At 65.4% G+C, this 9,947-nt stretch carries 11 protein-coding genes and 1 pseudogene; 4 read left to right on the top strand and 8 right to left on the bottom strand.

The genetic code is table 11. The features are described from left to right. The first annotated feature begins 15 nt into the window (after positions 1-15). Positions 16-1,698, top strand: a complete 1,683-nt coding sequence (locus tag JOZ00_RS07790; RefSeq protein WP_293342034.1) for an alpha-keto acid decarboxylase family protein — start codon at positions 16-18, stop codon at positions 1,696-1,698. On the opposite strand, the gene JOZ00_RS07785 is transcribed toward JOZ00_RS07790, so the two are convergent. The 5 genes from JOZ00_RS07785 to JOZ00_RS07765 all read right to left on the bottom strand — a co-directional run bounded on the left by JOZ00_RS07785 (position 1,695) and on the right by JOZ00_RS07765 (position 5,645). After that, on the bottom strand, positions 1,695-1,877 hold the full coding sequence (locus JOZ00_RS07785) for a (2Fe-2S)-binding protein (protein WP_293342022.1): 183 nt from the start codon (positions 1,875-1,877) through the stop codon (positions 1,695-1,697). The genes JOZ00_RS07790 and JOZ00_RS07785 overlap by 4 nt on opposite strands. 11 nt (positions 1,878-1,888) lie before the next feature. Continuing rightward, a complete protein-coding gene (locus JOZ00_RS07780; RefSeq protein WP_293342019.1) occupies positions 1,889-2,515 on the bottom strand; it encodes a fatty-acid--CoA ligase in 627 nt (208 codons plus the stop codon). After that, a complete protein-coding gene (locus tag JOZ00_RS07775; protein ID WP_293342031.1) occupies positions 2,512-3,915 on the bottom strand; it encodes a FadD3 family acyl-CoA ligase in 1,404 nt (467 codons plus the stop codon). Before JOZ00_RS07775 ends, JOZ00_RS07780 begins: the two co-directional genes overlap by 4 nt. A gap of 32 nt (positions 3,916-3,947) precedes the next feature. Beyond that, positions 3,948-5,138, bottom strand: a complete 1,191-nt coding sequence (locus JOZ00_RS07770; protein WP_293342016.1) for an amidohydrolase family protein — start codon at positions 5,136-5,138, stop codon at positions 3,948-3,950. 87 nt (positions 5,139-5,225) lie between these two features. Then, positions 5,226-5,645, bottom strand: coding sequence for a lipoprotein LpqH (locus JOZ00_RS07765; protein WP_366022275.1), 420 nt, complete (start codon positions 5,643-5,645; stop codon positions 5,226-5,228). A 109-nt stretch (positions 5,646-5,754) separates the two neighbouring features. Here JOZ00_RS07765 and JOZ00_RS07760 point away from each other — a divergent pair, with 109 nt between their 5' ends. Continuing rightward, on the top strand, positions 5,755-6,510 hold the full coding sequence (locus tag JOZ00_RS07760; RefSeq protein ID WP_293342013.1) for an enoyl-CoA hydratase/isomerase family protein: 756 nt from the start codon (positions 5,755-5,757) through the stop codon (positions 6,508-6,510). 101 nt (positions 6,511-6,611) lie between these two features. Beyond that, positions 6,612-6,935, top strand: coding sequence for a hypothetical protein (locus tag JOZ00_RS07755; protein WP_293342025.1), 324 nt, complete (start codon positions 6,612-6,614; stop codon positions 6,933-6,935). Here the strand turns inward: JOZ00_RS07755 and JOZ00_RS07750 are convergent. Continuing rightward, entirely contained in the window at positions 6,851-7,552 is a 702-nt protein-coding gene (locus tag JOZ00_RS07750; RefSeq protein ID WP_293342011.1) for a TetR/AcrR family transcriptional regulator, read from the bottom strand. The two genes, JOZ00_RS07755 and JOZ00_RS07750, sit on opposite strands and share 85 nt — an antisense overlap. A 239-nt stretch (positions 7,553-7,791) precedes the next feature. Between JOZ00_RS07750 and JOZ00_RS07745 the strand changes: the two genes are divergently transcribed. Next, entirely contained in the window at positions 7,792-9,087 is a 1,296-nt protein-coding gene (locus JOZ00_RS07745; RefSeq protein ID WP_293342008.1) for a cytochrome P450, read from the top strand. Here the strand turns inward: JOZ00_RS07745 and JOZ00_RS07740 are convergent. Then, a complete protein-coding gene (locus tag JOZ00_RS07740) occupies positions 9,084-9,647 on the bottom strand; it encodes a nuclear transport factor 2 family protein (RefSeq protein ID WP_293342005.1) in 564 nt (187 codons plus the stop codon). The genes JOZ00_RS07745 and JOZ00_RS07740 overlap by 4 nt on opposite strands. Then, a pseudogene (locus JOZ00_RS07735) lies at positions 9,637-9,947 on the bottom strand (short-chain dehydrogenase); the annotation flags it as partial. The gene JOZ00_RS07740 and the pseudogene JOZ00_RS07735, both read right to left, overlap by 11 nt.

Below are 9,947 nucleotides of genomic sequence, written 5' to 3'. Positions count from 1 at the left end.
CGTACCGTCTTCTTCGTGACCGCTGCAGCGCCCGAGTCCGTCTACACCGTCGGTGACTATCTACTGGATCGGCTCGCCGAACTCGGCGTCACCGAGATCTTCGGCGTGCCCGGCGACTACAACTTGGCATTCCTGGACCACATCGTTACGCACCCCACCATTCGGTGGGTGGGCAGCGCCAACGAGCTCAACGCCGGCTATGCCGCCGACGGATACGGTCGGCTGCGCGGAATGTCGGCGGTGGTAACGACATTCGGCGTGGGTGAGCTCTCGGCGGCCAATGCCGTCGCGGGCAGCTACGCCGAGCACGTGCCCGTCGTGCACATCGTCGGCGGCCCCTCCAAAGACGCGCAGGGCACCAGGCGGGCCCTGCACCATTCGCTCGGCGACGGGGACTTCGAGCACTTTTTCCGAGTGAGTCGCGAAATCACTTGCGCCCAAGCCAATCTGATGCCGGCCACGGCATGCAGAGAGATCGACCGGGTGCTCAGCGAGGTCCGCGAGCAGAAGCGACCCGGATACATTCTGCTGTCCACCGACGTGGCGCGCTTCCCCACCGAGCCACCGGCGGAGCCGTTGCCTCGATACACCGGCGGCACCAGCCCCCGCGCGCTGTCGATGTTCGTCGAGGCCGCCACCGAACTCATCGGCGACCGCCAGGTGACCGTGTTGGCCGACTTGCTCGTGCATCGCCTGCAGGCGATCAAGGAACTCGAGGCGCTGCTCGCGGCGGACGTGGTGCCGCACGCGACGTTGATGTGGGGAAAGAGCCTGCTCGACGAAAGCTCGCCGAATTTCCTGGGGATCTATGCGGGTTCGGCCAGTGCCGAGTGGGTGCGAACGGCGATTGAGGACGCACCCGTGCTGGTGACGGCCGGCGTGGTGTTCACCGACATGGTCAGCGGCTTCTTCAGCCAGCGGATCGATCCGGCCCGGACCGTCGACGTCGGCCAGTACCAGAGCAGTGTGGCCGGCGAGGTGTTCGCGCCGCTGGAAATGGGGGCCGCGCTCGAGGCCCTGGCCACCATCGTTGTCCGGCGCAACATTTCGTCGCCACCGGTGGTGTCCCCGCCCGCCGATCCGTTGCCGCCTCCCCCACCGCGCGATCAGCCACTCACCCAACAGATGGTGTGGGACCGCCTTTGCACCGCGCTCACCCCGGGCAATGTGGTGCTCGCCGATCAGGGAACGTCTTTCTACGGCATGGCGGATCACCGGCTGCCGCACGGCGTCACCTTCATCGGCCAACCCCTGTGGGGCTCAATCGGTTACACATTGCCCGCCGCGGTCGGGGCCGCGGTCGCGCATCCCGAGCGCAGGACGGTGTTGCTGATCGGCGACGGGGCCGCGCAACTGACCATCCAGGAACTCGGCACCTTTTCCCGTGAAGGGCTGTCCCCGGTCATCGTGGTGGTCAACAACGACGGCTACACCGTCGAACGGGCGATTCACGGCGAAAAGGCGCCCTACAACGACATCGTCAGCTGGAAGTGGACCGACGTCCCCAACGCGTTGGGAGTGGCCGATCATCTGGTGTTCCGGGCGCAGACGTACGGCGAACTGGACGACGCCCTGACCGCGGCCGCCGCCCATAAAGACCGGATGGTGTTCGTCGAGGTGGTCCTGCCGCGACTCGAAATACCGCGTCTGCTAGGCCAACTCGTCGGGCCGATGTCACCGGAGGGCAGTCGCTCCTAGGTCGCGGGCGTTCGGTCCTCATCGGATGACCGCAGTATCGCCTGGACGGTGCGCCGGCAGCGCCCGCAGTCGGCGCCCGCTCCGCATGCGTGGGCGACCTCATTCGTCGTCGTCGCGCCGGCATCGACCGCCGCACACACCGTTTGGCTGGTGACGCCGTTGCACAGGCATACGAACATTCGAGGGCCGCTCAGTCCGCCTCGATGCGCATCATGTCGAAGAATCGGCCGACGAAAATCGGCGGATAGGCGCCCGCCCCGGCGCTGGACATCCACTCGGCCGCGGCATCCGGATGGTTGATCCACCGCTGCGCACTCTCCTCGTCGGGCAGCTCGGACATGATCAGCACCTCGTGCTCATCGTCGAAAGCCTGGAAGATCCACGTCTTTCGGATGCCGGCGGCGACGAACCTGTCCATCGCCGTGGTCACTTCGGCGGTCAGAGTGGCCACGTCGTGAACGGCTGCGATCGCGGCCACCACCACCCCGGGTGCGGCGGCCGTCGATGTCGGCGCCGCGACGAACCTGTCGACGATCTCGCCGGCGAAGACGGCGGGAATGTCGTCGACGCCGGCCGCGTCGAACCAGTCGAAGAAGACCCGCGAACGCAACAGTTCCACGATCGGCTCGCGGCTGTGCACGCCGATCATCACCAGGACCCGGCCGTAGTCGTGGGTGGAGGTGTAGACGAGGACGTGGTGGGCGCCGATGTCGGCGAGCGCGGCCTTGCGGCGTTCGAGCAGCGGCCACACCCGTGTCGGATCCGGCACGCGGTAGTCCGACGCGATCACCATCGAGTGAATATCGCCGTCGCTCAACGGAGTTGGTCCTTCATCACTTTGCCGGTGGCATTGAGCGGCAGCGCGTCGAGGAACGCGACGGATCTCGGGACTTTGAATCCCGCCATCCGGTCGCGGCACCAGCCGATCAGCTCGGTCTCGGACACCGTGGTTTTCGCCACCACGAAAGCCTTGCCCACCTGACCGAGGCGGTCGTCGGGCACTCCGATCACCGCGGCTTGGGCCACCGCCGGATGTTCGAGCAAAAAGCCCTCGATCTCCGCCGGGTAGGCGTTGAACCCGCCGACGATGAACATGTCCTTCTTGCGCCCGCCGATCGTCAGCCGGCCCGCGGCATCCAGCCTGCCCAGATCGCCGGTGTACAGCCAGCCGTCGGCATCGATCGCCGAGGCGGTAGCGGCGGGATCGTCGAGATAGCCGGCCATGACGTTGTATCCGCGGACCAGGACCTCGCCGTCGTCAGCGATGCGCACCTCTACCCCCTCGCAAGGCAGGCCCGCGGTGGTAGCCACGTCCTCGAAGGAATCGCCGGGCCGAGACAAGGTTACGTTGCCGGCCTCGGTGAGACCGTAGCCGGTCATCAACGTCTGGAACGGCAACTCACCATGGATGCGACGCACCAGTTCGACGGGGATGTCGGCGGCGCCGGTCACCCCTGCCCGCAGCGTCGAGAGTTTCGACTTGTCGCCGACCGTCAGCAACGAGTGGTACAGCGTCGGCGGGCCGGGCAGCATCGTGATGCGTTCGCGCTCAATGAGATCCACGACCTTGTCGACATCGAAGACCGCGACCGGCAGCATCGTCGCACCGCGCAGGAAAGACGTGACGAGGCCCGCTTTCAAGCCGAAGGTGTGGAAGTACGGGTTGATCTGCAAGTAGCGGTCGCCTTCGCGCAGATCCGCGAGGGTGGCCCACTCCTCATACATTCGCAGCGTTTGGCGATGGTTGAGCATCGCGCCCTTGGGGCGCCCGGTGGTGCCCGAGGTGAAGATGATGTCCGAGATGTCGGTGCCGCTCACCTCGCGCTGGAACGGGGAGCCGCTGGAGAGAAAGTCGGACTTCAGGTCGATGACCGGTATGCCCGGCGGCGCGGTGTAATCCTGGTCCAGAAAGCCCTTCTGGACCAGGACGGCCTTCGCCCCGCTGCGGGCGATGATGTCGCCCGCCTCGTCGGTCTTGAACCGCGTGTTGACCGGGACCAGCACACCGCCCGCGGTGAGCAGCCCGAAGGCCGCGACTATCCACTCCGCCGAGTTGGGCGCCCAGATGGCGACCCGGTCACCCTTGTCGATCCCGAGGTCCGCGAATGCGCCTGCGGCGCAACGGATTCGCTTGACGATGTCGGTGAAAGTGAAGCGCAGCGGACCGTCGACGACCGCTTCCGCGTCGCCGAACCGGTCCGCCGCGCTCAACACCATCTCGGGGATGGTCAGCCACGGTTGATCGGGTGTCACACCGTGACGAGTCGACCGAGGTTGCCACCCATGATCTTTGCCTGGTCATCGACGGGCAGGTGCGACAGAGCGTTGACGTAGAACGTCGGCTCCGCCAGACCCTCCGGGTGCGGCCAGTCCGAGCCGTACAGCACCCGATCGACACCGACGAGGTTGACCAGATCGTCGATGCCGTCCTCGAAGAACGGGCTCACGTGGATCCGGTTTTTGACCATCTCGACCGGGTCGCTCGGGAACGCCTCCGGGGCCTTCCGGAAGACCTCGGCCAGACCGTCGAGCAGTGGGGTCATCCACTTCGAGCCGGCCTCGACGATGGCCACCTTCAGCTTCGGGTGGCGGTAGAGCGCACCGTGGATGACCCACGAACCGACCGAGTCCTGGATCGGCCGCCACTCGTTGAGGATGCCCATCGCGTTGGTCTGGAACGGCAGCATCTCCTGGTCGGCACCGTCCCACTCGGAGGTGTACCGGGAGTAGCCACTGTCGCTGGAGTGCATGCCGACCAGCACGTCGTGCTCCACGACCCGCTCCCAGAACGGGTCGAACTCGGGCACCGCGAACGACCGCGGGCCGCGGAAGCCGGGGACCGGCGCCGGGCGGACCAGGATGGCGCGGGCACCGCGCTTGACCGCCCACTCCAGCTCCTCGATCGCCTTCTCGACGATCGGCAGGGTGATGACGGGGGTGGTGAAGATGCGGTTCTGGTAGTTGAAGCCCCAGACGTCGTCGAGCCACTCGTTCAGCGCGTGGACCAGGACGTGAATGGCCAGCGGGTCGTCGCGCAGGCGCTCCTCGAGCAGGCTGGCCAGCGTCGGGAACATCAGGGTGCGCTCGAGACCCAGCTCGTTCATCTTCTCCAGGCGCGGGCCGGGCTCGAAGAATGCCGGGATCGCGCGCATCGGCTCACCGAACAGCTCGCGTTTGGTCTTGCCGTCCGGGTTGCCGAACTTGAAGTACTCCTCCCAGGCGCCCGGCCGAGCGACGACCTCGAAGGTCGGGTTGGGGATGTAGTTACTGATTTGGCCACGGATCGCGATCTTGGTCCGCCCGTTGATCTGCACGTACTGGACGTAGTCCTTGTACTCCTTGGGCAGGAACTTGGTCAGCGCTTCCGGTGGCTCGTAGAGATGGTTATCCGCGTCAAAGATCGGAAACGGGACATCTTCCCGGTGCGACAACTGGCCCATGAGATCCTCCTTTGCAATTTGTGAGAATACTATTCTCTCGAGGGCCAAGACCGCAACGTGCCCCACCCGACGGGGCCGCCTGAGGCCTCAGCAGGTCACGACGATTTTGAATGTTGCGGTGGCCGGCTCGTTGGGTTTGTCGACCTTGTAACCGCTGGCCGTACCCGTGACCGTGAACTTGTCGCCGGTCATGCTCATCTCGGCATCGCCGTCTCCACCCTGGGAAAACATGCCGGTGAACCCGCCGAGATTTCTGATGTGCACCGACTGAGCTATCGGAGGCCGCGCCCCCTCGTCGATGATCAGCTTGGCTCCGGCGAAGTCGGCACCGATGTCGATCGTCCGGGTCCACTGCATCTGACCGCACTTCACGACGTGGAAATTCCTGTCGTTACCGTTTACGGTCACGGATGCCGTGCTAGACAGTTGGGTTGGTGGGTGCGACGTACACGCTGCAACCAGGGCGACGGGGAGGGCGGCCGCGGCCACCACGATTCGGTTCCGCACCGGATCACCTCCATCCTCATTGACGAAAGTACTTGGGCCTGCAGTGATGTTATTCTCGCCAAAAGAGAATGCCAATATCGGGGGCCCCTTGTTCGAGGAGCGATAACGCGTGCTGGACCTGGAGATCGACGACGGTTTGGCGGTGCTCACAATTGATCGCCCTCACGCCCGCAACGCCATCGCGCTGGACACGATGGACCAGCTGGAAAAGGCAATCGATGCCGCGGCCGGGGCCAGCGCCCTGGTCATCACGGGTGCCGGCGACCGGGCGTTCGTCTCGGGCGGCGACCTGAAAGAGCTGAGCACGCTGCGGACCGAAGAGGACGCCGCGGCGATGGCCAAGCGGATGCGGACGATCTGCGATCAGCTGGCGAACTTCCGGGCTCCCGTCATCGCCGCGATGAACGGGCACGCCTTCGGCGGCGGGGCCGAAATCGCGGTCGCCGCCGACATCCGTGTGGCCGCCGACGACATCAGGATCGCGTTCAATCAGGTCGAGCTGGAGATCATGCCGGCGTGGGGTGGCGCCGAGCGCCTCGCCGCGCTCGTCGGCAAAAGCAAGGCGCTGCTCTTGGCCGGCACCGGAACGACCCTCAACGCGGCCGAGGCCGAGCGGATCGGCCTGGTCGATAAGGTTTTGCCGCGCGCCTCATTCGATTCCCCCGACGAAGGGTGGCGACCGATCGCGCAGGCGCTCGCCCGCCACCCGGCGAAGGAGATAAAGCGTGTAATCCGCGGTGTTTCGCCTGATGAGGCGATAGCATCCTTTGCACGGTTGTGGGTTGCCGACGCGCACTGGCGAGCCGCAGAGCGGGTGATGAACCGCAGCGCCAAGGCGCGTCAGGCAGCCGGAGGAGCGACATGACGGGCGTGCACAGACTGTTAGCGCTGGGCGTGGCAGGGCTGTTGGCGGGTGCGGGCTTGGGTGTGAGCACTCCGCGGGCCCATGCCGACCCGGAACCCGTCATGCATCACGTCAAGTACACCGTCGGCGCGCAGAACCCGATCTACACCGACATCTTTTATCTGGACCACCAGCCGGCGAAATTCTCCGACTACAGCCACAACCCCTACTCGTTCACACCGCACGTCGACGTCGATCTCGCTCCGGGCAAGTCGTGGAGCTTCGATCTGGACATGTCGAACCCCGACGATTACGCGATGGTCGTGGCGAGCACGGGCACGGAGCCCGGCACGCCGGGGCTTCACTGTGAACTGGCGGTGGATGGAGCCGTCGTCGTCTCCAAGGACGGCCCCAAGGGCGTGCTCTGTTCGCTGCGGAACTGGTGAACGACCCAGGTCTCCGGCACTCCCGTGATCGGTTGCGGCTCACCTTCGAGCCGGCGTAGGTAACTCTCGACCAACTCCTTGGTCTCGGCGTGGCCGCCGGAGATGCCGACCGCCTGCTCGAGCACCAGGAACCGCGACAGACTGCTCATCAGGACCGTCCACACGACGGGCGGCATGTCTAGTCCGGTATCCCCGTACCGCTCCAACGCGGCCGTCACCGCCTGCCGCTCCTCCTCGCGGAAACGCTCGGCGTAGTAAGCGATTTCGGCTCGCATCTCCTTGCGGTGATTTGCCAGCGCCATGAATTCCATGGAGATCCGGGTGAATGCGGGGTCGGTGCCGAACCGCCACAGCGCCCACAGCGGCTGCGACGATTGCAGCAGCAGCGCGTGCACTTCGAGCGCTTCTTCGGCGCGGCGGCGGAAGACTTCGAGGAACAGCTCCTCCATGGTGCGGAAGTAGTAGTGCACCAACTGGGGTTTCAGCCCCGCCTTGTGCGCGAGACGGCGCGAGGTGACGGCCGCGTAGCCCTCTTCGAGCATCAGCTTTTCAGCCGCGTCGAGCAGCAGGACGCGATTCTTCGCGTCCGGCGCCCCGATCCTGCGGGCCGATGTCATGGCTTCACTCCGTACCCTCGACGTGGCTCGAGCATGCGTTTGCCGCGTTCCGCGGCTCTTCTCGTATCGACTTTGCCAGATCGTGGCCATGGCCGTCTGCCACGGCGTTGTGATCTTGACCCTGACATTACCGCCATGCTAAGCAGGTGCTCAGCACATTTTGGAACTCGAAATCGGGCGCGGCGCTCACTTGCCGCCGTACGCCACCGATAAAACCCAGCCCAGGAGACAACCTGAAGATGAGCACCTACGAGTCGATTGACTTCTTCACCGATCAGACCCTGGTGCCGGATCCGCACCCGTACTTCGACTACCTGCGCAGTCAGAACCCGGTCTTCCGCCTCCCCCACCACGGGGTGGTCGCTGTCACCGGATATGACGAAGCCTGCGAGATCTATAAGGACCCGGAGACGTTCTCCAACATCGTCGCGCTCGGTGGACCATTCCCCCCGCTGCCGTTTAAGCCTGACGGCGATGACATCAGTGCCCTGATCAACGAGCACCGCAGCTACTTCCCGATGAACGAGCACATGGTCACCATGGACCCGCCGGACCACACCAAGGCCCGCTCGGTGCTGGCCAAGCTGCTGACCCCGAGCCGGTTGAAGAAGAACGAGGAGTTCATGTGGCGCCTCGCCGACCGGCAGCTCGACGAGTTCCTGCACAACGGTGAGTGCGAGTTCATCGCCGAGTACTCAAAGCCGTTTGCCACGTTGGTGATCGCCGACCTGCTCGGCGTCCCCGAGGACGACCACAAGGAATTTCGCGTCGTGTTGGGCGCCGACCGTCCCGAGGCGCGGGTGGGCGCCCTGGACCACGAGTCGGTGGGCATCAACCCGCTGGAGTGGCTCGACGACAAGTTCTGCCACTACATCGAGGACCGGCGGCGCGAACCGCGCAACGACGTGCTGACGTCGCTGGCGTCGGCGTTGTATCCCGACGGCTCGACGCCCGAGGTGATCGAAGTGGTCCGCTCGGCCACGTTCCTGTTCGCCGCCGGGCAGGAGACGACGGCCAAGCTGCTCAGCGCCGCGCTGCAGGCGCTGGGCGACCGGCCGGATGTCCAGCAACAGTTGCGTGAGGACCGCAGCCTGATTCCGGGATTCATCGAGGAATCGCTGCGCATGGAAAGCCCCGTCAAGAGCGACTCGCGGCTCGCGGTCAAGAACACGAACGTCGGTGGCGTCGACATCCCCGCCGGCACCGTCGTGATGGTGCTGCCGGGCGCCGCCAACCGCGATCCGCGCCGGTTCGAGAACCCGCACGAATTCGACATCCGCCGCAAGAACGTCCGCGAGCACATGGCGTTTGCCCGCGGCGTCCACTCGTGCCCGGGTGGACCACTCGCGCGCGTCGAGGGCCGGGTGTCGATCGAGCGGCTGCTGGACCGGATGTCGCACATCGAGATCAACGAAGCCCACCACGGGCCGACTGCCGACCGTCGCTACACCTACGAGCCGACGTACATCTTGCGGGGCTTGAGCGAACTGCATCTGACGTTCACCACCGCGGACGCGGTCGCACCCGTCGGCTAAACCCCTATTCCCCCAGCGGGTTGTGGGGTCGCCGGTGGTTGGTAAGAGGTCGTTGGTAGGACGGGTCGGTTCGGTCTCGTGCGGCCACACCGTTCCCTGAGATATCCGGCCACATCGGCGAACGGGATCGGCATCGTGGGGACCGCACCGGACCATTCGATGACGTTGGTACGCAGAGCAATTCGCCATACTTGGTCGCGGCGTTCGAATCTGTCGAAATATCGGCCGCCGGCGATCCAGTTGGTGTCGTCGCGATTTCGGGCCGCAAAGAGGTAGTAGGTCTCGCAATGCGCGGTGTCACCGTCGATGTCGCACGTATTGTTGAGCAGGTTGTGGTGGGTGGCGATCTGGCCTTTGTCGTGCATATCCCGCGCCCACGCGTACAGCTCCCCCGGACCGCCGACGAAGTCACCGGCGGCGATGACAGCGTCGGGATGAAACGCGGATAGCACCAAATCCCTGTCGAAGCGGTCCATGCCGCGGCTGAACCGGGCCAGGCAGTCGGTGATGTCCTGGCGGTCCAGGAGGCGTTCGAGTCGGGCCAACTTATCAGCGTCCATCGCCGGCCTCCATGACGGGACGCCAAATCGGGGATCCGCGTTCGGCGCGAAGCGACGGAATCGTTCTCCCGTCAATGTCGGTGACCCCGTAGCGAGTTGCCAGTTCGGCGGTGATGAACGTACCGCCGGACAGCTTCATCAGGTCGGGGTCGGTGGCCAGCGCGACAATGACCCGGCCGGGGTATTCCGGGGAGCAGCCAACGGCGGGCATCGTAACGATCGAGTCGGCCATTTCGGGGTCCGCGGCCAGGTTGCGTTGGGCGCGTTCGGTCATCGTCAGCCCCTGCCACAGCGAAATCG

Source organism: Mycobacterium sp., assembly GCF_019243155.1.
Lineage (GTDB): Bacteria > Actinomycetota > Actinomycetes > Mycobacteriales > Mycobacteriaceae > Mycobacterium.
The sequence above is the reverse complement of the archived record's forward strand: the minus strand, read 5'-3'. Positions and strand labels throughout refer to the sequence as shown.